General features: G+C 63.7%; 19 protein-coding genes and 1 tRNA gene. 7 read left to right on the top strand and 13 right to left on the bottom strand.

The features are described 5' to 3' along the window. Window positions 1–2 precede the first annotated feature (2 nt). Genes ACREXZ_RS09645 through ACREXZ_RS09665 form a run of 5 tightly spaced genes read left to right on the top strand, consistent with a single transcriptional unit; the run spans window position 3 to window position 6,411 of the window. The gene (locus tag ACREXZ_RS09645) at window positions 3–1,184 is read left to right on the top strand and encodes an ABC transporter ATP-binding protein (protein WP_431763826.1); all 1,182 of its coding nucleotides are present in this window, start codon (window positions 3–5) and stop codon (window positions 1,182–1,184) included. Beyond that, window positions 1,181–2,419, top strand: coding sequence for an ABC transporter substrate-binding protein (locus ACREXZ_RS09650; RefSeq protein WP_431763827.1), 1,239 nt, complete (start codon window positions 1,181–1,183; stop codon window positions 2,417–2,419). Before ACREXZ_RS09645 ends, ACREXZ_RS09650 begins: the two co-directional genes overlap by 4 nt. Next, complete coding sequence (locus tag ACREXZ_RS09655) at window positions 2,419–3,381, top strand: carbohydrate ABC transporter permease (RefSeq protein ID WP_431763828.1); 963 nt, start codon at window positions 2,419–2,421, stop codon at window positions 3,379–3,381. The genes ACREXZ_RS09650 and ACREXZ_RS09655 overlap by 1 nt, the downstream gene beginning before the upstream one ends. Further along, a complete protein-coding gene (locus ACREXZ_RS09660; protein WP_431763829.1) occupies window positions 3,381–4,232 on the top strand; it encodes a carbohydrate ABC transporter permease in 852 nt (283 codons plus the stop codon). Before ACREXZ_RS09655 ends, ACREXZ_RS09660 begins: the two co-directional genes overlap by 1 nt. A gap of 7 nt (window positions 4,233–4,239) precedes the next feature. Next, complete coding sequence (locus ACREXZ_RS09665) at window positions 4,240–6,411, top strand: alpha-galactosidase (RefSeq protein WP_431763830.1); 2,172 nt, start codon at window positions 4,240–4,242, stop codon at window positions 6,409–6,411. A 43-nt stretch (window positions 6,412–6,454) separates the two neighbouring features. Here ACREXZ_RS09665 and ACREXZ_RS09670 read toward each other — a convergent pair whose 3' ends face one another. The 12 genes from ACREXZ_RS09670 to ACREXZ_RS09725 form a co-directional block, all read right to left on the bottom strand. Then, window positions 6,455–8,101: an ABC transporter ATP-binding protein gene (locus ACREXZ_RS09670; RefSeq protein WP_431763831.1), complete on the bottom strand. Its 1,647-nt coding sequence runs from the start codon at window positions 8,099–8,101 to the stop codon at window positions 6,455–6,457. Then, a complete protein-coding gene (locus tag ACREXZ_RS09675; RefSeq protein ID WP_431763832.1) occupies window positions 8,098–9,213 on the bottom strand; it encodes an ABC transporter permease in 1,116 nt (371 codons plus the stop codon). The genes ACREXZ_RS09670 and ACREXZ_RS09675 overlap by 4 nt, the downstream gene beginning before the upstream one ends. After that, window positions 9,167–10,219, bottom strand: a complete 1,053-nt coding sequence (locus ACREXZ_RS09680) for a microcin C ABC transporter permease YejB (protein ID WP_431763833.1) — start codon at window positions 10,217–10,219, stop codon at window positions 9,167–9,169. Before ACREXZ_RS09680 ends, ACREXZ_RS09675 begins: the two co-directional genes overlap by 47 nt. 9 nt (window positions 10,220–10,228) lie before the next feature. After that, entirely contained in the window at window positions 10,229–12,088 is a 1,860-nt protein-coding gene (locus ACREXZ_RS09685) for an extracellular solute-binding protein (protein ID WP_431763967.1), read from the bottom strand. 157 nt (window positions 12,089–12,245) lie between these two features. Further along, window positions 12,246–14,993, bottom strand: coding sequence for a TonB-dependent receptor (locus ACREXZ_RS09690; RefSeq protein WP_431763834.1), 2,748 nt, complete (start codon window positions 14,991–14,993; stop codon window positions 12,246–12,248). 322 nt (window positions 14,994–15,315) lie between these two features. Next, window positions 15,316–15,891 (bottom strand): helix-turn-helix domain-containing protein, encoded by a 576-nt coding sequence (locus ACREXZ_RS09695; RefSeq protein ID WP_431763835.1) that lies wholly within the window; start codon window positions 15,889–15,891, stop codon window positions 15,316–15,318. 211 nt (window positions 15,892–16,102) lie between these two features. After that, window positions 16,103–17,308, bottom strand: coding sequence for a tetratricopeptide repeat protein (locus ACREXZ_RS09700; RefSeq protein ID WP_431763836.1), 1,206 nt, complete (start codon window positions 17,306–17,308; stop codon window positions 16,103–16,105). Between the two features lie 10 nt (window positions 17,309–17,318). Next, the gene (locus ACREXZ_RS09705; protein WP_431763837.1) at window positions 17,319–17,750 is read right to left on the bottom strand and encodes an ExbD/TolR family protein; all 432 of its coding nucleotides are present in this window, start codon (window positions 17,748–17,750) and stop codon (window positions 17,319–17,321) included. 58 nt (window positions 17,751–17,808) lie between these two features. Next, window positions 17,809–18,234: an ExbD/TolR family protein gene (locus ACREXZ_RS09710; RefSeq protein ID WP_431763838.1), complete on the bottom strand. Its 426-nt coding sequence runs from the start codon at window positions 18,232–18,234 to the stop codon at window positions 17,809–17,811. 12 nt (window positions 18,235–18,246) lie between these two features. Further along, on the bottom strand, window positions 18,247–19,155 hold the full coding sequence (locus ACREXZ_RS09715; protein ID WP_431763839.1) for a MotA/TolQ/ExbB proton channel family protein: 909 nt from the start codon (window positions 19,153–19,155) through the stop codon (window positions 18,247–18,249). A 75-nt stretch (window positions 19,156–19,230) separates the two neighbouring features. Further along, complete coding sequence (locus tag ACREXZ_RS09720; RefSeq protein ID WP_431763840.1) at window positions 19,231–19,929, bottom strand: energy transducer TonB; 699 nt, start codon at window positions 19,927–19,929, stop codon at window positions 19,231–19,233. Window positions 19,930–20,962: 1,033 nt separating this feature from the next. Then, window positions 20,963–21,039: transfer RNA gene (locus tag ACREXZ_RS09725), tRNA-Pro, on the bottom strand. Window positions 21,040–21,220: 181 nt separating this feature from the next. Between ACREXZ_RS09725 and ACREXZ_RS09730 the strand changes: the two genes are divergently transcribed. After that, a complete protein-coding gene (locus tag ACREXZ_RS09730) occupies window positions 21,221–21,679 on the top strand; it encodes a SixA phosphatase family protein (protein WP_431763841.1) in 459 nt (152 codons plus the stop codon). Window positions 21,680–21,862: 183 nt separating this feature from the next. Further along, the gene (locus ACREXZ_RS09735; RefSeq protein WP_431763842.1) at window positions 21,863–22,684 is read left to right on the top strand and encodes a GNAT family N-acetyltransferase; all 822 of its coding nucleotides are present in this window, start codon (window positions 21,863–21,865) and stop codon (window positions 22,682–22,684) included. A gap of 138 nt (window positions 22,685–22,822) precedes the next feature. Here the strand turns inward: ACREXZ_RS09735 and ppx are convergent, their stop codons facing one another. Beyond that, on the bottom strand, window positions 22,823–24,409 hold the full coding sequence (ppx, locus tag ACREXZ_RS09740) for an exopolyphosphatase (RefSeq protein ID WP_431763843.1): 1,587 nt from the start codon (window positions 24,407–24,409) through the stop codon (window positions 22,823–22,825). Window positions 24,410–24,578: the final 169 nt, after the last annotated feature.

Below are 24,578 nucleotides of genomic sequence, written 5' to 3' on the forward strand. Positions count from 1 at the left end.
TCATGGCAAGCATCATGCTCAAGGGCGTCGGCAAGTCGTACGGCCGTCACGCGGCGGTCGTGCGCGACGTCGATCTGCAGATTGCGCCCGGCGAGTTCTGTGTCTTCGTCGGCGCGTCGGGCTGCGGCAAGTCGACGTTGCTGCGGATGATCGCCGGGCTCGAAGAACTGACCGCAGGCGACCTGTTCATCGCCGGACGCAGGATGAACGATGTGCCGGCCGCGCAGCGCGGCGTGGCGATGGTGTTCCAGAGCTACGCGCTGTTTCCGCACATGACGGTCTACGAGAACCTGTCGTTCGGTCTGACGCTCGCGAAAGTCGACAAGCGCACGATTCGCGAAAAGGTCCTCGCCACCGCGCGGGCGCTGCAGCTCGAAGCGCTGCTCGAGCGTCTGCCGAAGGCGCTGTCGGGCGGCCAGCGGCAGCGCGTCGCGATCGGGCGCGCGCTCGTCCGCCAGCCGGGCGTGTTCCTGTTCGACGAGCCCCTGTCGAATCTCGATGCGTCGCTGCGGCTGCAGACGCGCCACGAAATCGCGCGCATCCATCGCGGTATCGAAGGCGCGTCGAGCATCTACGTGACGCACGATCAGGTCGAAGCGATGACGCTCGCCGACCGTATCGTGCTGCTCAATGCCGGCGCCGCGGTCGACCGGGAAGGCAGCATCGCGCAATGCGGGCCGCCGCTCGATCTGTATCACCGGCCGCGCAACCGCTTCGTCGCCGGCTTCATCGGCTCGCCGAAGATGAACTTTCTGCCGGCGCGGCTCGTGTCGGCCACCGAACGGCTCGCGCAGATTCGCCTCGACACCGGCGAAACGCTCACGGCGCGCGTCGACGCGCGCCGCCTGCAGCCCGGCGAACCGGTCACGCTCGGCATCCGGCCGGAAGACGCCGGAATGGCTGCGGGCGGGCAGCACGTGATCCGTGAAGTCCAGTGGCAGGAGCGGCTCGGCGAAAGCACCTACGCCTATCTCGACAGCGGCGACCCGCTTGCACCATCGATCGTCAAGCTGCCCGGCAGCACCGACATGCGTACCGGCGAGCGGCTGACGGTCTCGATTCCGGCCGCTGCGCTGCACGTCTTCGATGCGCGAGGCGACGCGCTCCCCCGGCTCGTCGACGATCTGCCCGAACCTCTCGCCCGGTACCACCGACACGCATCCACCCAGGAGGAGACCTCATGAAAATCGTCAGACACGCGCGACAAGGCGCGCTTTCGCTGCTGCTCGCCGCCGCGCTGTCGTGCGCGCACGCCGGCACGCTGGTCATCAATTCGAATGCGTCCGACACCGCGGTCAAAGCGGCGTTCGACACGCTCATCTCGGGCTTCAAGGCCGAAAATCCCGACGTCGACGTCAAGCTCAACACGTTCGACAACGAAGGCTACAAGACGTCGATCCGCAACTTCCTTTCGGCGGAACCGCCCGACGTCGTGACATGGTATGCGGGGCACAGGATGGCTCCGTTCGTCGACGCCGGGCTCTTCGAAGACGTATCCGATCTGTGGGCGAAGAACGGTCTCGACCAGTCGCTCAAAAGCGCCGCATCGGCGATGACGCTGCACGGCAAGAAATGGGGCATCCCCTACTCGTACTATGCGTGGGGCATCTACTACCGCAAGGATCTGTTCGCGAAGCTCGGCATCCAGCCGCCCACCACGTGGAAGGCGCTGCTCGACGCATGCGCGAAGCTGAAGGCAAACGGCATCACGCCGTTTGCGATCGGCACGAAACAGACCTGGACGACAGCGAGCTGGTTCGACTATCTCGACCTTCGCGTAAATGGATACGCTTTCCACATGGACCTGACGAGCGGCAAGGTTCCATATACCGACAAGCGTGTGGAAGCCGTATTCGACCGCTGGGACGAGTTGACGAAGCCCGGCTACTTCCTCGCCAATCACGCGTCCTACACGTGGGAGGAAGCGGTGCCTGCAATGGTGAAAGGTGAAGCGGCGATGTACCTGATGGGCAACTTCGCGGTCGCGCCGATGAAGCAGGCGGGACTCGGCGAAGACCGCCTCGGCTTCATGCCGTTCCCCGCGATCTCGCCGAACGTGCCGCGCGCGGAAGAAGCGCCGATCGAAACCGTCCACATTCCCGCGAAGGCGAAGAACAAGGCGGATGCGCGACGCTTCCTCGTCTACCTGTCGCGCCCCGAGGTGCAGGCGCGCTTCGGCGCGATGACCGAAGAACTGCCGGTGAACCGCAACGCACCACTGCCCACCGATCCCTATCTGAAGGCCGGCGCCGCGATGCTGGCCGACGCGGCCGGGCTGTCGCAGTTCTACGATCGCGACGCCCCCGCCGAAATGGCGAAAGCCGGCATGGACGGCTTTCAGCGCTACATGCTGCAGCCCGATTCGCGCGAGGAAGTGCTGAAGCGTCTCGAGCAGGTCCGTCAGCGGGTCTACAAATAATGGAACGGCCTTCGCGCAGCAGCGCTTATGTGCCGCTGACTTCCGCCCGGCCGGTCACGCACCGGCCCACACTCGCATCGATCTGGCAGCGTCGGCAGCGCGCGCTCGCGCCGTGGCTCTTTCTCGCGCCGGCGCTGATCGCGTTCACCGTGTATGTGATCGTGCCGGTCGTCCAGTCGCTCGCCTTGAGCCTGTACGACTGGGACGGCCTCGGCAAGGCGAGCTTCATCGGCATCGCCAACTACGTCGAGCTGTACCACGATCCCGACTTCTGGGCGGCGCTGCTTAACAACCTGATCTGGCTCGCGGGCTTCTTGCTGGCCATCCCCGCCGGCCTCTTCATGGCACTGTTCCTGAACCAGCAGGTGTTCGGTATCCGCCTCGTGAAGTCGCTGTTCTTCTTTCCGTTCGTGATCTCGCAGGCGGTGATCGGACTCGTGTTCAGCTGGTTCTACGACCCGACCAACGGACTGCTGTTTCACGTGCTGCATCTGTTCGGGCTGCACGGACCGGCCGTGCTGTCCGACGGCCGCTATGCGACGTACGGCATCGTGGCGGCAGGACTTTATCCGCAGATCGCCTATTGCATGATCCTGTACCTGACCGGCCTGAACAACGTGCGCGCCGACCTGATCGAAGCGGCGCGGCTCGAAGGCGCGAAAGGCTGGTCGATGCTCACGCGCGTCGTGCTGCCGCAACTGCGCCCGGCAACCTTCGTCGCGGTGGTGGTGACCGTGATCGGCGCGCTGCGCAGCTTCGACATGATCTCGATCATGACCCAGGGCGGCCCATACGGCTCGTCGCGCGTGCTCGCGTACTACATGTACGAGCAGGCGCTCAGCGAATACGGCTACCGGATGGGCTATGGCTCGGCGATCGCGACCGTCCTGTTCGCGATCATGCTGGTCTACATCGCCTTCGTACTGGTGCGCATCCACCGGCAGGAAAAGGAGCGCGGCTGATGTTCCCTACTCCCATCGCCCAGACTTCGCAGCCGGTGCAATGGCTGTATCGCGTTGCGCTGCCGGTATCGCTCGTCGTGTGGCTGCTGCCGCTGATCGCGATCGTCCTGACGTCGCTGCGCGGCCCCGCCGACATCCTCGCCGGCAATTACTGGGGCATGCCGACGCAATGGCACGTGGCGTCGAACTACGTCGCGATCTTCGAGGGTACGCCGCTCGCGCGCTATCTCGTCAACAGCCTGCTGATCACGCTGCCGGCCGTGGCCGGTGCAGTCGCCCTGAGCTGCCTGTCCGGCTTCGCGCTCGGCGTCTACCGGTTCCGGATGAATCTGCCGGTGTTCTTCCTGTTCGTCGCGGGCAACTTCGTGCCGTTCCAGATCCTGATGGTGCCGGTGCGCACGCTAAGCCTGCGGCTCGGCCTGTACGACTCGGTACTCGGTCTGGTGCTGTTCCACACCGCATTCCAGAGCGGCTTCTGCACGTTCTTCATGCGTAACTTCATTCTCGATCTGCCGCGCGAGCTGATCGACGCCGCGCGCATGGACGGCGCCACCGAGTTCCAGATTTTTCGCCGGGTCGTGCTGCCGCTCGTCAAGCCCGCCATCGCGGCGGTCTCCATCCTCGTCTTCACGTTCGTCTGGAACGACTACTTCTGGGCCTCGGTGCTGATCCAGGGCAATCATGCGATGCCGGTCACCGCGGGGCTGCGGGCACTCAACGGGCAATGGGTCGCGCAATGGCATCTCGTCGCGGCGGGCTCGATCGTCGCCGCACTGCCGCCTATCGCCATTTTCTTCATCAAGCAGCGTGACTTCATCACCGGCTTGACCATGGGTGCGACCAAGGGATAACCACTGCATGCAAGCAACACGTCTGATCCATCTGAGCGGCGCGACCGTCAGTCTCGTTCTCGAACCGAATACCGACGGCGCACCTGTGTGGCGCTACTTCGGTGCGCCGGCCGGCAGCGATGGCAGCCTCTCCGTCAGCGGGCTCGCCGACGCATGGCCCGCGGCCGGCGCGCAGCCGCTGCCGCCGACGATGCTCGAGAACGATCCCCCGCTCACGCTGCTGCCCACGCACGGCCTCGGATGGTTCAATCAACCGGCGCTGGCGGGCAGCCGCGCGGCCGACGGCGGCGATCTCGACTGGGCACACGACTTTCGTCCGGACGACGTGCAATGGGACGAACACACGCTGCGCGTCGAGTTGAGCGACGACGTCGCGGGTCTCGGGATGACGGTCGTCTACTCGGTCGAACCGGAGTCGGGCGTCGTGAGCGCATGGGCCGAACTCGACAATCGCGCGGACACGCCGTTCCGGCTCGACTGGCTGGCGGCCGCGTGCGTGCCGCTCGCGCCCGGCATGGATCGCGTGCTCGGCTTCAGCGGCAAGTGGACGCTCGAATTCCAGGAGAACCGCGAAACGCTCGGCGTCGCGACGTGGCGGCGCGACAACCGGCGCGGCCGCACGTCTCACGATTCGTTTCCCGGCGTGATCGCGGGCAGCACGCTCGGCGACGACGACGGCACCGCGCTCGGCGCACATCTCGGCTGGAGCGGCAATCACACGATCCTGATCGAACCGCTCGCGGACGGCCGCCGTCAATTGCAGATCGGCGAATGGCTCGCGCCCGGCGAAGTCGTGCTCGCCAGGGGCGAGCGCTACCGCACGCCGACCGCGTATCTGGCGTTCAGCGCGCGCGGGCTGAACGCGCTGAGCGCGAGCTTTCACCAGTTCGTCCGGCAGCACGTACTCGCGTGGCCCGGCGGCCGCATGGCGCCCCGCCCCGTGCATCTGAACACGTGGGAAGCCGTGTATTGCAAACACGATCCCGACGACCTGATGTCGCTCGCGACGAGCGCCGCCGAGGTGGGTGTCGAGCGCTTCGTGCTCGATGACGGCTGGTTCCATCGGCGCGACAGCGACCGCGCGGCGCTCGGCGACTGGTGGCCCGACGCGCGCAAGTACCCGCACGGACTCGCGCCGCTGATCGAGCACGTGCGGACGCTCGGCATGCAGTTCGGCCTGTGGGTCGAGCCGGAGATGGTCAGTCCCGACAGCGACCTGTATCGCGCGCATCCCGACTGGGCGATGCATCTGGAAGGCCGCCCGCTCGTCACAGGGCGGCACCAGCTGGTGCTGGATCTCGCGAACCGCGACGTCGAAGACTATCTGTTCGACGCGCTCGACACGCTGCTGCGCGGCCACTCAATCGATTATCTGAAGTGGGACATGAACCGCGATCTCGCCACGGCCGGGCATCGCGGGCGCGCGGCCTATCGACGGCAGACCGATGCGTGCTACCGGTTGCTCGCGCGGTTGCGCGCCGCGCATCCCGCGCTCGAGATCGAGAGCTGCGCATCGGGCGGCGGCCGCGCGGATTACGGGATGCTCGCGCACATGCATCGCGTGTGGACCAGCGACAGCAACGACGCACTGACGCGTATCGGCATCCAGCGCGGCTTCCTGCGCTTCTTCCCGCCGGAAGTCATGGGTGCGCACATCGGCCCGGCGGTATCGCACACCACCGGCCGCCGTCATGACATGGCGTTCCGCGCGGCCGTCGCGGTGCCCGGCCACCTCGGTCTCGAGATGGACGTGCGCATGCTCGACCCGGACGAACGCGCGGAACTCGTTCGCTGGATCGGGCTCTTCAAGACCTGGCGCGACGTCGCGCACAGCGGCACGCTGCGGCAGGGCGAGGCCGGCGCATCGCTCGCGTGGCTGCAGATCGCCGCACCCGACCGCAGCGCGGCACTCATCGCCATCTACCGGCGGCGGGAAGATACGGACCGCTACATTGCGCCGATGCCGGTGAAGGGACTCGACCCGATGCGCCGCTATCGTGTGCAGATCCTGCACATGCCGACCGCGCCGCACTATGCGAAGCCGTCCGGGCTGCTCGCGACGCTCGCGGAGCGCGGCCTTGTGCTGTCCGGTGCGACGCTCGGCGATCTCGGCGTGCCGGTACCGCCGCTGCCGCCGGAATCGGCGGTGGTGATCGGGTGTACCGAAGCGCTGGACTGAGAGACGGCGGGGGCGGGCAACCAACGCCGCCCCGCGCAACCGGCTACGCGCCCGCCGACGACATGATCAGCGACGACGCCAGCAGCGCCTGCGTGTACGGATGCGACGGCGCGCGCAGCACGTCGAGCGTATCGCCGGACTCGACCACACGCCCCGCCTTCATCACGATCACCCGATGCGCCATCGCGCGCATCACCGCGAGGTCGTGCGTGATGAACAGATAGCTGAGGTGATACTTCTTCTGCAGCCGCGTCAGCAGCTTCAGCACCTGCTTCTGGATCGATACGTCGAGCGCGCTGGTCGGCTCGTCGAGTACGAGCAGTTCCGGTTCGACCGCGAGCGCGCGCGCGATCGCAATGCGCTGCCGCTGGCCGCCGGAGAATTCATGCGGATAGCGCAGCATCGCTTCGGCGGGTAGACCCACTTCGTCGAGCAGCGCGGCGACGCGCGTGCGCCGCTCCTTGGTCCCGACGCCCTGATGATGCACCGCGAGCCCTTCGCCGACGATCTGCTCGACGGTCATCCGTGGCGACAGCGAGCCGAACGGATCCTGGAACACCACCTGCATCCGCGAATACAGTTCGCGGCGCGAGCGGTTCGTGCCAGACGTGGGCAACGGAATGCCGTCGATATGAATCTGGCCAGCGGCCGGCTGTTGCAGGCCGAGTATCGTCGCGGCCAGCGTCGATTTGCCCGAGCCGGATTCACCGACGATCCCGAGCGTTTCGCCGCGCCGCAAGGTGAGATCGACCTCATGCACCGCGCGGAATGTCGCGCGGCCGAACGCCGAGCGCCAGCCCGGCACCGGAATCCGGTAGTCGACCGTGAGTCCCTCCACGTCGAGCAGACGCCGCGCGTCGGGCTCGACCGGATCGATCGCGCGCTCCGGCTCGCTGGCGAGCAAGCGCTTCGTGTACGGATGCTGCGGGTTCGCGAACAGTTCTTCAGTCGTGCCGGTTTCGACCAGCACGCCCTTCTCCATCACGGCGACCCGCTGCGCGAAACGCCGCACCAGATTCAGATCGTGCGTGATCAGCAGCACCGCCATGCCGCGGTCCGCCGCTTCCTGTTCCTGCAGGTTGATCAGCAGATCGACGATCTGCTGGCGCACGGTGACGTCGAGCGCGGTCGTCGGCTCGTCGGCAAGCAGCAGGCGCGGCCTGCACGCGAGCGCCATCGCGATCATCGCGCGCTGCCGCTGGCCGCCGGACAGCTGATGCGGAAAGCTGTCGATGCGCCGCTCCGGCTCGGGAATCCCGGTGCGTCGCAGCAGCTCGATCCCGCGTTCGCGCGCGGCGTTCGGCCGCAGGCCCTCGTGCAGCCGCAGGCTCTCGGCGATCTGGCGGCCGACTGTGTACAGCGGATTGAGCGCGGTCATCGGCTCCTGAAACACCATCGCGACGTCGGCGCCGCGAATGCCGCGCATCTGCTGCTCGGTCTTCTGCAGCAGGTCCTCGCCGTCGAGCAGCATGCGGCCGCTCAGCTCCGCCTGCGCAACGAGCCGCAGGATCGACAGTGCGGTGACGCTCTTGCCCGACCCCGACTCGCCGACCAGCGCGACGCGTTCACCGCGGCCGATCGACAGACTCAGTTCGCGGACCGCGAGCGTGTCGCCGAAACGCACCGAGAAGCGGTCGATTTCCAGCAGCGGACGCGTGTTCGTCGCGTTCGTTGTGTTCGTGGCATTCATCGCGGACCTCCGCCGAATGCCGAGCCGCGCATCCGCGTATCGAGCGCGTTACGCAGCGCGTCGCCCATGAAGGTCAGCAGCAGCAGCGTGACGACGAGTGCAGCGAACGCCGACACGGAGATCCACCATGCATCGAGATTGTTCTTGCCCTCCGCCAGCAGCTCGCCAAGGCTCGGCGTCGGCGGAGTGACGCCGAGGCCGAGGAAGTCGAGGCTCGTCAGCGACAGGATCGCCGCGCTCATCCGGAACGGCAGGAACGTGATCACCGGGGTGAGGCTGTTGGGCAGCACGTGCCGCCACATGATCTGCCAGTGCGTGAGCCCCATCGTGCGCGCGGCCTTCACGTAGTCGAGCGAACGGTTGCGCAGGAATTCGGCGCGCACGTAGTCAGACAGCACGAGCCAGCCGAACATCGACAGCAGGATAAACAGCAGCCACAGCGTCGGCTCGAAGATCGACGCGAAGATGATCAGCAGGTACAGGTCCGGCATCGAACTCCAGATCTCGATCAGGCGCTGGCCAATCAGGTCGGTGCGCCCGCCATAGAAGCCCTGCACCGCCCCCGTCAGCACACCGATCAGCACGCCCGAGACGGTCAATGCGAACGCCATCAGCACAGACAGCCGGAAGCCGTACAGCAGCCGCGACAGCACATCGCGGCCGAACTGGTCGGTACCGAGCCAGTTGGTCGACGACGGCGGCGCCGGGAACGGGTGCGCCGCGAAGTAGTCGATCGTGTCGTAGTGGAAATGATTCGGCGGATAGATCGCGAAGTTGCCGTTCGACTCGAGCCGCGAACGGATATACGGGTCGAGGTAGTTCGCGCGCGCGGGGAAGTCGCCGCCGAACGTGAGCTCCGAATAGTCCTTCACGATCGGGAAGTAGTAATGCCCGTCGTAGCGGACGATCAGCGGCCGGTCGTTCGCGAGCACCTCGCCGAGCAGGCTGATCACGAACAGCGTCGCGAAAATCACGAGGCTCCAGTAGCCGAGCCGCTGCCGGCGAAAGCGCAGCCACGTGCGCCGCCATGGCGACGGCGACGGCGCATGCGCGACGACCACGGGCTCAACGGTCGAGGCGGTGGAACTGGATGCGGGGGTCGACGAGGACATAGCAGACGTCAGCGATGAGTTTGGTGATGAGGCCGATCAGCGTGAACAGGAACAGCGAGCCGAGCACGACCGGATAGTCGCGGCGGATCACCGAGTCGTAGGAAAGCTGGCCCATGCCATCGAGCGAGAACAGCGTTTCGATCAGCAGGTTGCCGTTCAGGAACGCGCCGACGAACGCGGCCGGCAGGCCCGTCAGCAGCGGAATCGCCGCGTTGCGCAGCACGTGCTTCCACAGCACGTCGCGTTCGGCCGCGCCTTTTGCGCGCGCGGTCAGCACGTACTGGCGGCCGATCTCTTCGAGAAACGTGTTCTTGGTGAGGATCGTGACGATCGCGAAGTTGCCGACCACCGATGCGGTGACCGGCAGCGCGATGTGCCACAGATAGTCGAGTACCTTGCCGAACACGGAGAGGTCGGCGAAGTTGTCGGAGGTCAGGCCACGCATCGGGAACACCTGCCAGAACGTGCCGCCGCCGAACAGCATGATCAGCAGCACGCCGAGCACGAAGCCGGGAATCGCGTAGCCGGCGAGCACGAGGATGCTCGTCACGGTATCGAAGCGTGAGCCGTTGCGCACCGCTTTCGCGATGCCGAGCGGCACCGAGATCAGGTAGGTCAGCAGCACCGTCCATAGTCCGAGCGTGATCGACACCGGCGCCTTCGAGCGGATCACGTCCCAGACGCTGTCGTGCTGGTAATACGACTGGCCGAGATCGAACGTCGCGTAGTGCTTGAGCATCAGCACGTAGCGTTCGAGCGGCGGCTTGTCGAAGCCGAACTGCTTCTTGATCTGCTCGAGCTGCTGCGGATCGACGCCCTGGCTGCCGTGATAACCGCCACCGCCCGACCCCGCCTCTCCGCCACGGCCGGCGCCGTGGCGGAGTTGCATTATCACGTGCTCGACCGGCCCACCCGGCACGAACTGCGTGACAACAAAGGTCAGCGTCACGACGCCGAGCAGCGTCGGGATCATCAACAGCAGACGCCTGAGTATGTAGGCCAGCATGGGTGCTCCTCAGTGTGCCGCAGCTTGCGCGGCGGCTGCCGCTTTCACGTACCAGTAGTCGATCACCCAGTCCTCGTACTGGTACGAGTCCGGTACGACGGCCGGATGCCCGAACGTCGCCTTGTAAGCGATCCGCGCGTCCGGCGCGTAGTACTGCGGCACGAGGTAGTACGAGAACGTCAGCACGCGATCGAGCGCGCGGGTCGCCGCTTCGAGGTCGGCGATCGTCGTTGCGGAGAGCGCGTCCTGGATCAGCGCGTCGACCGCCTTCGAACGGATGCCTGGGTAATTCTCCGAGCCGACCTCTGACGCCGCCGCGCTACCGAAACGGCGCTTCAATTCCGCGCCCGGAATCGTCACCGGCGGATAGATGAACGTGGTCATGTCGTACTCGAAGTTGTCGAGCCGCTTCTGGTACAGCGCGCTGTCCAGTTCGCGAATGTGCGCCTGGATGCCGAGATTCGCGAGCGCCTGCATGTACGGCAGGATCAGGCGGTCCATGCCGGGCTGGTCGTCGATGACCTCGATGGTCATCGGATTGCCGTTCGGGTCGCGTAGCGCGCCGTCGCGATAGTGCCAGCCGGCTTGCGCAAGCAGATCGCGCGCCGTGCGCAGGTTGCCGCGCAGCGAATTCGGCGGAAGCGTGTCGGCCTGCTTCAGCATCGGCCCGAACACTTCGGGCGGCACGCTCGCGCGCAGCGGTTCGAGCAGCGCGAGTTCCTTCGGCCCCGGCATGCCGGTCGCACCGAACGGGCTCGCGTCGAAGTAGCTCTGCGTGCGCCGGTACTGGCCGTAGAACATCAGCCGGTTCATCCAGTCGTAGTCGAACGCGAGCGTGAGCGCGCGGCGCACACGCGCATCCTGGAACATCGGCTTGCGCAGGTTCATCAGGAAAGCCTGCATCTGCGCGGGACCGTCCGCGAATACACCGCGTTTCAGCAGACCGTTGCTGAAGTTCTTGCCGACGTACTTGCGGGCCCATTGCGTCGCGCTGTATTCGACGTCGACGTCGTCGTTGCCCGCCTTGAACGATTCGAGCTTCGTGTATTGATCGAGGTACAGCCTGAACGTGATCTGCGCGAAGCGGAACATGCCGCGCCGCGACGGCAGGTTCGCGGCCCAGTAGTCCGGATTGCGACGGTAGACGATTTCCTTGTCGTTGCGCCGGGATTCGATCAGGTACGGGCCACTCGAGATCGGCGGCGCCGTGGCGAGCTGGTCGAACGGAATGCGCGTACCGTCGGCACGCAGGCCCCACTTCCGCGAAAACACCGGCAGGTCGCCGGCGATCAGTGGCGCATCGCGCTCGGCATGGCGGAAGTCGAAGCGGATCGTCGAGCGGTCGATCACGGTCGCGCTGCGGATCACCGCGAACTGCGCGTTGAAGAGCGGTGACGCCTTCGGGCTCGCCAGCGTGTCGAACGAATACTTGACGTCGGCGGCGGTGATCGGATCGCCGTTCGAAAAGCGCGCGGCCGGATTGATATGGAATGTTGCCGACGTGAGATCGGGGGCAACCTCAACGTTGTCGGCGATTAGCGGGTACTCGGACGCGAGTTCGTCCCAGCTGCGCTGCATCAGCGTGTCGAACATCAGGTTCTTGATGTCGGGCGCGGGCGAGCCGCGCACGAGAAACGGATTCAGCGAATCGTAGCTCTGTGCTTCGTCGTAGTTCTGGAAACGCAGCGAACCGTTCGATGGCGCATCGGGGTCCGCGTACGCGAAGTGCGTGAAGCTGGCCGGATAGCGTGGCTGATCGTACTGCGAGATCGCCGGGACGGCCTGCGCGGGCAGGGATGCCACGGCAATGCCCAGCGTAATGGCCAGGCTCGCCGCTGCGCGCAGCCCTCGGAACTTCACGGGTTTCATCATCGGTATGCGTGAGGACGCGCTCCGGCTCGTGACCGGCACACGGCTCGCCGGAACAGGACGTCCAGCAAAAAAAGATCGCTCCGTTACGGCGGACAACCGACCGCTGCCCGCCGGTCGAACCGGAGCGACCAACCCTAAACTGCTTTACTGCACATCAGAACTTGTACGTGGCACCGATCTGTGCAAAACGACCGATGTACGTATAGAGCGACTGGTCATAGCCGTTCTGGTCGAGCGTGCCGTTCGCGAAGATCGGATCGTACGGCGGCGTGCGATTGAAGATGTTGTCGATGCCGCCGTAGATCGTCCAGTGTTTGAAGCCCGTGTACGTCACCATCAGGTTGAACTGGCTGTACGACCCGACCTTGTTCGGCTGGGACAACAGATTCTGCGCGTATGGACCGGTGAACTGCCACGTCAGCGCCGCGTCGAACTTGTGGTACGACCAGTCCAGCGTGGTGTTGCCCTTCCAGCGCGGGAAGCTGCCGCCGAACGGCTGCGTCAGGGTGTAGTTGTTACCCGCACCGTTGATCGGCGCCTGGCCCGGGCTACCGAGCTTGAAGCTGTTCACGTAGGCCCAGTCGCCCGACAACGTGAACGTACCAGCCGTCCTCGTCGGCAGCGCCTGGCGGAACGTACCTTCGAAGCCGTTCGTGTCGAGGTAGCCGAGGTTCGCGTACGGAATGACCTTGTAGAGCAGGTTGCCGTTTGCATCGAGGACCGTCTGCGACGGCGCGCCCTGGCCAATCACGTTATCGACGCGAATCTTGTACCAGTCGAAGCCGACGTCGGTGGTGCGGGTCGGCGACAGCTGGAAGCCAACGTTGAAGTTACGCGTGCGTTCCGGCGCCAGGTTCGGATTACCCTCTGTAATCGACGTGTAGTTCTGGCCCGTGGCCTGATCGACCTGAATGCCCAGCGTTTGCGACTTGCTGTTCTCGACGAACGTCGGCGCACGGAAGCCGCGATCGTACGAGGTGTACACCGTCAACGCCTGAACCGGCTGATAGCGCAACGCGAAACGCGGCGAGAACGCACCGCCCACATCGCTGTAGTGATCGTAACGGCCCGACTGGCTGAAGGTCAGGTTGTGGATGATCGGAATGTCCACCTGGTAATACACGGCCGCTACGTTGCGCTGGCCGTTCACCGTCTGCAGATTCGGGTTGATAACCTGACCCGATTCGAACGCGTAACCCGGGTTCATCACTTCGCTCTGGTGCGTGAACTGCGCACCCAGGCCGAAGCCGACATCGCCGGACGGCAGATGGAACAGCGTCGGCGTGGACAGCGTCGCATCGACGGTGTCGAGCTTCGAGATCGCCAGGTTGTTCGCGTCCTGGTACAGGCCGTTCAACCCATTGGGCGTCGCTGCCGGATTCGCGAAATCAAACGTACCGTTCTGGTAAATATTGTTCAGTGCGTTCGCGTTGATCTGGTTCGAGTAGGTGTTCGAAACCGTGCTTTGCGAGTGACTGACCGACGTCGCCCAATCCCAGTCGCCGTTCGGCAGACTGAACGACCCCTTCACGCCGGTCGACGCGCGCCAGTAGGTGGAATAGGTCGTTTCCGCTATCCCGTTCGGGAACGAATACGTAAGCGGCGTGGCAACTCCGAACGGGTTGTACGGATTGCTTGCCGGCACGTTGATGTTGAACGGCGTCAGCAGCTTCGTCTGCGGGTTCATGACGAGCGTCGGATTCTGCGGATTGCCGATTACGTCGCCCCATATGCCGTTATTCGTGGTGGTCTTGTTGCTGCTGATCAGGAAGTCACCGAACGCCGTCGTCGTATCGTTGATCTTGAAGTCAGCGTGAATCTTCGCGTTGAGACGCTCGGTCATCGGCGCGATCGACGTGCTTTCCGCGGTGTTGCGGGCACACACCGTGCCCGGCGTTCCCGCGGTCAGCGAGTTGGTGGTGGCGGGGTGCACCGATCCGCCGTACGCGCAATTGCTCAGCGCCTGCACGCTGTCGCCCAGATTCCAGTAGGACGGCGAGAGCAACGAGAAGCCGCCCGGCTGATTCGTGAAATCCTGATTGCGCGTCGAGTCGCGGTCCGCGAGCGTGAAGCCGTTGGACTTGTAGTAGCTTGCCGCGGCCGTCACGTTGAAACGATCGGAGTTCAGATCGCCGAAACCACCCAGCACGCCGAACTTGGTGGTGCCGGCACCGCCGCCGCCGTTGATCGCGCTGCCGTAGCTGCCGTCGAGCTGCAGCCCCTGAAAGTCGTGCTTCGTGATGATGTTGACCACGCCCGCAATAGCGTCCGAGCCGTATTGCGACACGGCGCCGGTCTTCACGATTTCGATGCGATCGATGGAGTTCAGTGGCAGCGTGTTCAGATCGAAGAACGAGTCGACGCTGTTCGAGAAAAATGCGAACGGTGTAACGCGTTGTCCATCCACGAGCACCAGCGTGTATTTTTCGCTGAGACCGCGCAGCGCGATACCTGCAGCGCCCGCGGCAAAGTTGCCCGATTGGCCTTCGCTCCAGCTACTGGCCGAGTTGGCCGAGGTATCGCGCAGAAAATCGGCAACGGTCGTGGCGCCGCTGTTCTGAATGTCTTTCTGCGTAACCGTCTGAACCTGGTTGAAGCCGACCTTGTCAGATTGACGAATCAGCGAACCGGTGACTTCGAACCGCTTCAGTTGCTGGACCTTGCCGCCGGCAGCGGTACTAGTGCCTGTTTCCGGTGCTGCGGTTGCAGCCGCCGCCGGTGCCGGGGTTGCAACGGCCCCGGATGCGGGTGCCGCAGCAGCGGCCGCCGGAGCGGTCGCGGTGTTGCCGGTAGTATCGGCCGGCTGGCTCTGCGCAAACGCCGACGCCGCCACCGCGGCCGACAACGCCAGTTCAGCCCAGATTATTCTTTTGATGGCTAACGCCAATGTTCGCTGTTTCATGATTCCCCTTTCTCTTGTCAGTAAGGTCACGCCTGTAAGTGAGGAGCGGTCTTGTGGACCTCTCCGCCCGATCGACGGCACTTGCGTGCCGCGCTCCGCTCACACTCCCCGCACACCCGCTGCTCGCGCACGTAAGGCGTCCACTGGATCGACGGGGACTCTCTTCTTATTAAAATCGGATGACTAACTTATTTCATTTAACTAACGGTCTTGTTTTCACCTGCTTTACTGCTGCACCACTTCTGCTTCATTGCACTTAAATTGGTAAGGAATGCTTATATATGTGCATGGACTACGCCATCTCTTGCACCACATCGGCTCACTAGAACAGCGCCGGCGTCCCTACCCAGACGAGCACCGCTTCTTCCGCAGCGGTATTCGACCATTCATGAGGCACCGTCGAGGCGAAGTGGGCGGTGTCGCCCGTTTCCAGCACGAACGTGGTGCGCTCCAGCGTCAGCGAGATCCGGCCGCTCATCACGTACAGGAATTCCTCGTCCGCACGCGTCGCCACGACCGACGATGCTTCTCCGACCGGCATCCGGACCAGCATCGCTTCCAGCTGGCTGCCCACCGACCGGTTCGTCAATCGCCCGAACAGATTCGCGGTGTCCGCAAAACCGAACAGCTTCAGTTCCTTGCCGCGATGCACCGACCTGGCCTCGGTCGGCGTATCGATGAAGTACTGCACACTGACGCCTAGCGCCTTCGCAATGCCCATCAGCGAAGCAACCGACGGCGTCGCGTGCCCACGCTCTATCTGCGACAAAAACGACTTCGAAATACCCGCCACACTCGCGGTTTCATCCAGCGTGCACTTCAGCCTCTTGCGAAGTACACGAATCTTTTCGCCTAAATCCGGCGCGATCTGTGCCTTGTCGGCGAGCGAAGAAGTCATCGAAAATCGGTGTCCCGTATTCAAGGTTTTCCTGACATCGCGAAGTCCATCGATCGAACTCCAGGTCCGACGCCACATTGAAAGAGTCGCTTTGCACCCTCCTCCACGAAGACCGACGGGAAAAATAAGACCCCTCCTTTTTCGACCAGCCCGAGCGTGAGCGCGTCACGCACCGAACCGGACTACCGCATTCCGGCCGCCACCTCCACCGCTACTTCGATGCAACCAGGATCCACAGGCGCGCGAGATCGGCCGATCCATCCTCGCCCTTGACCGTTTTGAACACCTGCACCGCGCGCGCCTTCTGCCCCGCGATGTAATACGCGACACCCAGATGCAATTGCGCCTGGTCCGGATGATCGAGACCGCCCTTCGCGATCGCGGCCTCCATCGCGGCGATACCCTGTTTGCCCTGTCCCGCGAATACCTGGTTGAAACCGGCGTCGACGGGCGCCACGGGGTTCGCGGCATCGGCCGGTGCCTGCGCGCGTTTCGTTGCCAGCGCCTGCAGACGCTTCTCGCGATCCGCCTGCGCGTCGTGACCGAGCACGCCGCTCGAGAAACCCTGATCGATGACCTGCTTGCCTTCGGCGGTGGTCCCCGCGACGATCGCAAGCTGGGTCATCTCCATGTAGTCGTCGGCGGTGTTAAGCGATCCGGTCGCGCGACGCAGCCGGTAAGTATCGATGTCGAGCGCCGACGAATAGTGCGGCTTGCTGCGGATCGCCTGAAACAGATCGTCCCAGTACGACTGCTTCGGGTACCAGGCGACCAGTTTTTCGAGCGAACCGCGATACACCGTATCGTCTTTCACGCGCTGCGCGCAGGTCGCGAGCAACTGCAGCTGCGATTCTTCCGGCGCATGACCGGCACGCGCCGTGGCATCGATACCCGGTTTGAGCGCGCTCACCACGTTCGCGCAATCGTTCGACAGGTAATACGACTGCACCAGCAGTGTCCGCATGTCGGGATCGGTGCCGCCTTCCTTCTGGTAGCGTTGCGCGATCTTGACGGCCTGCGCGTAATTCTTCTGCTGGAAGTAGATGCCCGCGAGCGCGGCGGTCGTGCGCTGCTCGTCCGCGCCCTTCAGCTGACCCGAGTTCAGCAGCGTTTCGTAGGCCTGCGCAGCGGTACCGTTGTCGCCCGCTGCAGCGGCCGCGGCGCCGCGCATTTCCTCGATCATGTAGTTTTCATACGGCGTCTTGCCTGGCACCGCCGCCGCCTGATCGATCTTCCCCAGCGCATCCCTGTACTTGTGCGCGCGATAGAGATCCTGCGCGGCGTTCAGCGGCTTCGCGACATCGGGGCGCAACGTGTCCGCCGCAAACGACGGCGCGGACAGCACGGCAAGCGTGGACAGCCCGCCGAACACCGCTGCAATCGCCGCCTGCCTGAACCGTTGATGAATCGCTCGCATTGCTGCTTCCTTATTGCATGTACTGTTCGTTGCCGATCAAACCGATCTTCGTCGCACCGAGGCGCTGCGTGGATGCCATCACCGCAGCCACGTCCTTGTACGGCACCAGCTTGTTCGGGCGCAAATGGATTTCCGCCTGCACCGGCTCGGCCGCGACCTGCGAGAGCTTCGCCTCGAGTGCGGCGCGGTCCGGCACCAGCACCCCGTTCCACGTCGTCGTGCCGTCGAAGTCGATATCGATCTGCACCACTTCCGGCTGCGTGAGCGGCGGCGGCGGATTGCCGATCGGCAGATTCATCTTGATCGCGTGCGTCTGGATCGGAATCGTGATGATCAGCATGATCAGCAGCACCAGCATCACGTCGATCAGCGGCGTGGTGTTGATGTCGACCATCACTTCCGGCTCGGAACTGCCACCGCCCGAAGATACGTTCATTCCCATACCGATCTCCTGTCGACCCTAGTTAGCGCTTTAGCGCTTACTGGGGTCCCATGCAAAGCTAGCCCCCGCGTGCCGGCGGCTCCGTGATAAATGAAACCTTCTCGATACCCGCACGCTCGCAGGCCGTGATCACGCGGCCGATAAACTCGTAGCGCGTGTTCTGGTCGCCGCGAACATGCACTTCCGGTTGCGGCGTCATCACCGAGACGGCTTTCAGCTGGGTCAGCAGCGTCGGCGCGTCGATGAGCTTCTGGTTCCAGAAGAAGTCGCCGTCGCGGTTCACCGCGATCACGATGCTCTTAGGCGTCGTCTGCAGCGGCTGGATCGTTTCCTTCGGCAACTGCACCGGCACCGTATGCGTGACCACCGGAATCGTGATCAGGAAGATGATCAGCAGCACCAGCATGACGTCGACGAGCGGCGTGGTGTTGATGCTGGAAATGACCTCGTCGCTATCGCCGTCCTGCCCCACGCTCATCGCCATGATCGACTCCGCTTATTGAGCCAGCGATGCCTGACGGGCACCGGCACCGTTCGACCGCCTGCTGCCCGCGAGCAGAACCGTATGCAGTTGCGCACCGAAGTTGCGCACGCGTTCCATCACGGACTTGTTGCGGCGAACCAGGAAGTTGTAGCCGAGCACGGCCGGCACCGCGACCGCGAGACCGATCGCGGTCATGATCAGCGCCTCGCCAACCGGCCCCGCGACCTTGTCGATCGAGGCCTGCCCGGCGATGCCGATTGCCGTCAGCGCGTGATAAATCCCCCACACGGTACCGAACAGCCCGACGAACGGTGCCGTCGATCCGACCGTGCCGAGGAAGGCGAGCCCGTCTTGCAGACGGTTCGATACGTTGGTGATCGCGCGCTCGACCGATGTGTCGATCCACGTGTTGCGATCGACCGCTTCGAGCAGCGCTTCGTCATGATGCTCGCCGGCTTCGATCGCAGTTTCGGCGATGAAGCGGAACGGCGACGATTCGTCGAGCAGCTTCGCGCCCTCAGTGAGCGACGGGGCGGTCCACAGTTGTTCGTCGGCGCTCTTCGCACGACGGTTCGCACGGAACTGCTCGAAGAACTTCGTGACCATGATGTACCAGCTGCCCATCGACATGAGCACCAGCAGGATCAGCACGAAACGCGCGACGAAGTCACCGTTCTTCCACAGTGCGCCCAGTCCGTAGGGGTTAGCGACCGTCTCCGAGGTAGCCGGCGCGGGCGGCGGCACGGGTTGGTCGGCTGCTGGTGCTGCGACCTGCGGGGTGGCCGTGGCCGTCACAGCGGAGGCCGTCGCCGCCGCATCGCTGGCCTGCGCATGGGCAAGCTGCGGTGCGACGAACGTGCCCACCGTGGTTACTGCGATCAACATGCTTGCCGCCAGCGCGGCTAGAGTACGCGTCTTCATACCTGCTCCAGTTCATTCGTTGAACCTGTAAATCCGGACTGATACATCGTTACCGGTACCGTATGGCCAGTGCGCTCAGTTCAGGGTGAACGAGAATGGAACCTGAACCCTGACAGACTGGCCCTGCGAAACGCAATTGAACCGCTTGACCGCGTTGAATGCAGCCCGATCCAGCGACGAGTCGTCGGAGGACTTCGCGACGTGTTCATTCGTCACGTGGCCCTGCGGATCGACTACGAACTCAATGAGGACATCACCCGTGGCGTTGTTTTCCGCCGCCTCTTTCGGGTAGGGGATTGATCCGCGTACCTGATCGGAGTTCGGGCAAACCACACCGACTTCCGTGCTCGGCGCCTTCGCGGGTGTCGGCGGTGCGACTGGCGCAGGTACAGCCGGTGCCGACACAACCGGTGCGGACTGGTGAGTAATCGTCTGTTGCGGCGGCGCCTGCACCGGCACCTCGGGCGGCGGCACGAACGGCGGCGGCGGCGGCGCGAACTTCGGCGGCGGCAGCTGGACAGTGGGAATCGGTGGCGGAGGCGGCGGCTTGACCGGCTCGATGATCTTCGTTTCGATCGGATGCTGGATGACCTGCACGACCTTGGTCGCGAGGCCGTTGAGAAGTGCATAGATCAGCACGATGTGCAGCAGCAGAACCGCGCCAATGCCGCCGAAGCGACGCATGGGGCTTTGCTGCTTGCGGCCAAACTCGCGCGGACGCCCTGGCCGTTCGACCCGGGCCGTAACTGCAGGAAGTTGCCCTTCGACTTTCATGCCTGCCTTTGCTCCTCAAGCGTGAACCGTTCGTCTCGTCGACTGCCGTCGGCCCTCTTCGGGCATACCAGACTCAACATGCTCAACAATTCTCACTCTTTATATAATCTGTAGTGCGAAACTTATGCCCTGGTGCTATATCGGCCATGTCTCGCTCCACCTGTTCCGGATGCGCTGCACGCTGCTGATCGCCGCTCTTCATAGAAGGCACTGCTGCACAACAGCTGAATACGCACAAACCCTGATAGACAGGATTACTAACCTATAAAACTTGCTGCGGACACGTTTCGATAACCTGATCCAGCAACCTGCCCCCCGGAGATCGATCCATCACCCTTGAGAGGTGGGGTGTTCGTCATGGGAGGCGACGATAGCAGGACAAAAAATCAAAGGTCAAACTTTTTTTGATGAGAGCAAAAGAAGTTTGCCCGGAATAAACTTTTTTACAGGCCCGTTCTATCCGGTTATAAATTTGAAAGCGAGTATGGAACGGATTTTGTCGGCGTATCGTAAAGACGCTGCGTTGTCGGATTGCCCCGTATTGCAGCGGTGTGCACGCGTATCGACAAATACGGATGCTTCGCCGCACAACGACGGAGAGGCTTGCCCGGGAACCTTCGCACTTTATTTACAGTGCGCATGCACCAAGTTATGAAATTGTAATTATTGTCCTTTGCACCAACAAAGGTCATCCCTCGAAAAGCGTACTTCCGCTTGATATAGTTAGTTATTCGAAGTGTTCAACGACGACCCGGAGCATTTCGAATGAACACTCTAGGTGTTGCTTTGATACACTTGCAATTACCATTTCATTAAATTACAAATATATAAATCAGCGGGATTATTTTGAAAGGCTCATGGTAAACCCGACTTCCTCGACAGGGGATGCCGCATGGCGCGATGACCGTCGGTTACCCGATTTCGTTTTCGCGATCGGCTCGCCGAAGACCGTTCGCAAAAATCCCGACGATCGGAAAGGCGAGAGCCAAAAGAAAAAGGGCTTACGGTGAAACACCGTAAGCCCTTGCTTTCGTGGTCGGAGCGATAGGATTCGAACCTACGACCCTCTGATCCCAAATCAGATGCGCTACCAGGCTGCGCTACGCTCCGACGAATCCGCGATTCTAACTGTCTTCGCAGGCTGCCGTCAAATCCAGTCGTCGAACGATAATCCACTGACAGAGCGCGCGAATGAACGGAACGCGCGCAACGGTCCGCAGTCCACCCCTACACCAAGCGGCGAACCGCGCAAGCAATCGCACACGACCGCACACAAATCAGGAGACAGCCGATGAACCTCATCCTCTGGCGTCACGCCGAAGCCGAAGATATCGCGTCCAGCGATCTCGCGCGTCAGCTCACCGCGCGCGGCCGCAAGCAGGCGCAGACCGCCGCGCGATGGCTGCGCGCCCGCATCGACCCCGACGCCGTGGTTCTCGCGAGCCCCGCCGCGCGCACGGTGCAGACCGCGGAATCGCTGACCGACCAGTACCGCGTCGTCCAGGAGATCGCCCCCGATGCCAGCGCCGCCGCCGTGCTCGACGCAGCCGGCTGGCCCGACGGCATCGCGCGCACCGTCGTCGTGGTCGGCCATCAGCCGACGCTCGGTCACGTCGCCGCACGGCTCCTCGCCGGCAGCGGCGCGAGCTGGCCGGTCAAGAAAGCGGGTATCTGGTGGATCGAAAGCCGCGACCGGCTGGGCGTTGAAGAGGCCGTCCTGCGCGTGGCGATCTCGCCGGACCTGATCTAACGACCCTCGAGCCGGTCCGGAATCCGCATGCAAACCGCATCTGCGAAACGACAACGACACGACAGCGGCGCGTCAAGCTTACGACACGTCATTGAATCGTCACTGCATTGCCACGCGAGCGTCACCAGGCATTACTACATTGGCGAAAAAGTGCAGTCCCCCTTTTTCACCAAGGAACGCCATATGCGAGAACTGCCGACGCCTACCCTGCCCCTCGCTTCGATCCTCCCACTGGAACCGCGTCGCCGTCTGCCCCGCGCCGAAGAAACCGTCACTGCGCAGCATCGTCTGCAAGTGGCGTGGGCGCGTAGCGACGAGGAGCTTCGGGAGGCGCAGCGCCTGCGTTTCCGTGTTTTCGCCGACGAAATGGGCGCCCGGCTCAGCGGTCCGGCCGGCCTCGACGTCGACGCATTCGATGCGTACTGCGACCATCTGCTCGTTCGCGACCTCGACACGCTGAAAGTGGTCGGCACATACCGCGTGCTGCCGCCGCATCAGGCCGCGCGCCTCGGGCGCCTGTATGCGGAAAGCGAATTCGATGTGTCGCGTCTCACGCATCTGCGCCCGAAAATGGTCGAAGTCGGCCGTTCGTGCGTGCACCCCGACTACCGCAGCGGCTCGGTGATCATGTCGCTGTGGGCAGGGCTCGGTTCGTACATGCGGCACAACGGCTACGAGACGATGCTCGGCTGCGCGAGCGTCGCGATGGCCGACGGCGGCCACTTCGCGGCCAACCTGTACTGCTCGCTGCGCGACAGCGCGCTGACGGCACCCGAATACCGCGCGTTCCCGCACACGCCGCTGCCCGTCGAGGATCTGCGCACCGGCGCCGATGTCGCGCCGCCGCTGCTGATCAAGGGCTATCTCCGGCTCGGCGCGAAGATCTGCGGCGCGCCGGCCTGGGATCCCGACTTCAACACGGCCGACTTCCTCACGCTGTTCCGACTGTCCGACATCAACGCCCGCTATGCCCGCCATTTCCTCGGCGACGCCCTGATGAGCTAGGGCAAGCACGGCGTAACGCAACAACAGCAAGCCAAAAAATAAGCCCGGTGGAGCACCTCCCACCGGGCTTATTCATTTCATACCGCATATACCGCATACGACGCCAGGAATCCAACCTAAGCGCCAACCACGTCAGCGCTATTCGTCCTTATCCGTGTACACGACCCGATACGGAATACCGACCTTCTCCCACTCCGCGGCCTCCTGGATCAGGTTGTAATCGGTCAGCGGATTGTTCTCGACCCACTCGCTGGGCAGACGCACTTCATAGCCGCCAGCCGCCTGCGCAACGCGAATACCGGGCAGCCCGACGTCCGCGCGCCGGCGGCACAGTAGCGACGCGAGGCGCAGGCAGAACAGCAGCGGCCATTCGACGTCGCGTGTCTGCGACAGTTTGCCGAGCTTGCCCGCATGGCCCAGCACCAGCGCGGCGAGCCGCGCCTGATCGGTGCGCGAGAAGCCGGGCATGTCCGCATTGCTGGCGATATACGCGGAATGCTTGTGATAGGCGCTATGCGAGATCGACAGGCCGATCTCGTGCAACGCGGCCGCCCAGCCGATAAACATGCGGTTTTCGGTGCGTCGCTCCGCATCGGGCTCGTCGAACTGATCGTAGAAGCGGATCGCCAGCTCGCCGATCCGCGCCGCCTGCGCGCGATCGATCCCGTAGCGCCGCATGAATCCTTCGACCGTCACGGTCCGCATATCCTCATGCTGCGACCGGCCGAGCAGGTCATACAGCACGCCGAGGCGCAGCGCGCCGTCGGTGGTATCGACATAGTCGATGCCGAGTTCGTCGAAGACCGCGAGCATGATCGACAGGCCGCCCGCCAGCACCGGTATGCGGTCCGACTTCAGCGCGACGAGCTTCAGCCGGTTCACGTTTTCCGCCTTGATCAGCGCGCGCCGCAGCTTTTCGAGGCCGCCGCGCGAGATACCGTGTGTGACGCCCGCATCGTTGAAGCCGTTCGCCTCGACCAGTTCGGCCAGTGCGCGCGCGGTGCCCGACGAGCCGATCGCCTGCTCCCAGCCCGTCTTGCGGTATTCGTTCGAGATGATCTGGATTTCGCGCGTGGCCGCGAGTTCGGCCTGGCGCATCGTGTATTCGTCGACGTTGCCGGCCGGAAAGAATGCGCGGCTATGGCTCACGCAGCCGATGTACAGGCTTTCCATCTTGATCGGCGTGTAGTGCGAGCCGATGATGAATTCGGTCGAGCCGCCGCCGATGTCGACCACGAGCCGCTTGCCCGCGCTCGCCGGCACTGAATGGGCCGCGCCCGCATAGATGAGCCGCGCCTCTTCGCGCCCGGCGATCACTTCGATCGGGAAACCGAGCGCCGCCTGCGCTTCGACGAGGAATTCGCCGGCGTTCTTCGCGACCCGCAGCGTATTGGTGGCGACCGCCCGCACGTGATCCGGATGAAAATCGCGCAGACGTTCGCCGAAACGCTTCAGTGCGTCCCAGCCGCGCACCTGCGACGCGCGGTCGAGCAGCTTGTCCCGCCCAAGGCCGGCCGCGAGCCGCACGGACTCGCGCAGCGCGTCCACCTGGTAGATCTGGCTGCCTGCGTCGGTTTCCTCGACCCGGCCGACAATCAGCCGGAAGCTGTTCGAACCGATATCGACGGCGGCAAGGAGGTGCGGAGATTTGACCATCGATTGAGCGGACTCCATACGCGCGAGCGCCGCCATCTGACCGGTTGCGGCGCTATTTAAAGACGCCATTCTAAGCGGACTGGACTTCACGATGTCATTCTCGCGGGATTGAGTGCCTTATCGTCACATTGCACTGCGTCTTATTTAAGACAAAGCACGAATACAGCGTAAAATTTGTGACACTCCGAACGACATTAAAATTTCATCCCTCTGTGAGAATTTCCGAGCGTCCTTTCGC

The sequence above is a fragment of the Paraburkholderia sp. genome (assembly GCF_050742655.1).
Lineage (GTDB): Bacteria > Pseudomonadota > Gammaproteobacteria > Burkholderiales > Burkholderiaceae > Paraburkholderia.

Excerpts from the sequence above, each read along its gene's own strand:
- ACREXZ_RS09645 (WP_431763826.1), top strand. The coding sequence starts at position 3 with ATGGCAAGCATCATGCTCAAGGGCGTCGGCAAGTCGTACGGCCGTCAC.
- ACREXZ_RS09650 (WP_431763827.1), top strand. The coding sequence starts at position 1,181 with ATGAAAATCGTCAGACACGCGCGACAAGGCGCGCTTTCGCTGCTGCTC.
- ACREXZ_RS09655 (WP_431763828.1), top strand. The coding sequence starts at position 2,419 with ATGGAACGGCCTTCGCGCAGCAGCGCTTATGTGCCGCTGACTTCCGCC.
- ACREXZ_RS09660 (WP_431763829.1), top strand. The coding sequence starts at position 3,381 with ATGTTCCCTACTCCCATCGCCCAGACTTCGCAGCCGGTGCAATGGCTG.
- ACREXZ_RS09665 (WP_431763830.1), top strand. The coding sequence starts at position 4,240 with ATGCAAGCAACACGTCTGATCCATCTGAGCGGCGCGACCGTCAGTCTC.
- ACREXZ_RS09670 (WP_431763831.1), bottom strand. The coding sequence starts at position 8,101 with ATGAATGCCACGAACACAACGAACGCGACGAACACGCGTCCGCTGCTG.
- ACREXZ_RS09675 (WP_431763832.1), bottom strand. The coding sequence starts at position 9,213 with ATGTCCTCGTCGACCCCCGCATCCAGTTCCACCGCCTCGACCGTTGAG.
- ACREXZ_RS09680 (WP_431763833.1), bottom strand. The coding sequence starts at position 10,219 with ATGCTGGCCTACATACTCAGGCGTCTGCTGTTGATGATCCCGACGCTG.
- ACREXZ_RS09685 (WP_431763967.1), bottom strand. The coding sequence starts at position 12,088 with ATGAAACCCGTGAAGTTCCGAGGGCTGCGCGCAGCGGCGAGCCTGGCC.
- ACREXZ_RS09690 (WP_431763834.1), bottom strand. The coding sequence starts at position 14,993 with ATGAAACAGCGAACATTGGCGTTAGCCATCAAAAGAATAATCTGGGCT.
- ACREXZ_RS09695 (WP_431763835.1), bottom strand. The coding sequence starts at position 15,891 with ATGACTTCTTCGCTCGCCGACAAGGCACAGATCGCGCCGGATTTAGGC.
- ACREXZ_RS09700 (WP_431763836.1), bottom strand. The coding sequence starts at position 17,308 with ATGCGAGCGATTCATCAACGGTTCAGGCAGGCGGCGATTGCAGCGGTG.
- ACREXZ_RS09705 (WP_431763837.1), bottom strand. The coding sequence starts at position 17,750 with ATGGGAATGAACGTATCTTCGGGCGGTGGCAGTTCCGAGCCGGAAGTG.
- ACREXZ_RS09710 (WP_431763838.1), bottom strand. The coding sequence starts at position 18,234 with ATGGCGATGAGCGTGGGGCAGGACGGCGATAGCGACGAGGTCATTTCC.
- ACREXZ_RS09715 (WP_431763839.1), bottom strand. The coding sequence starts at position 19,155 with ATGAAGACGCGTACTCTAGCCGCGCTGGCGGCAAGCATGTTGATCGCA.
- ACREXZ_RS09720 (WP_431763840.1), bottom strand. The coding sequence starts at position 19,929 with ATGAAAGTCGAAGGGCAACTTCCTGCAGTTACGGCCCGGGTCGAACGG.
- ACREXZ_RS09730 (WP_431763841.1), top strand. The coding sequence starts at position 21,221 with ATGAACCTCATCCTCTGGCGTCACGCCGAAGCCGAAGATATCGCGTCC.
- ACREXZ_RS09735 (WP_431763842.1), top strand. The coding sequence starts at position 21,863 with ATGCGAGAACTGCCGACGCCTACCCTGCCCCTCGCTTCGATCCTCCCA.
- ppx (WP_431763843.1), bottom strand. The coding sequence starts at position 24,409 with ATGGCGTCTTTAAATAGCGCCGCAACCGGTCAGATGGCGGCGCTCGCG.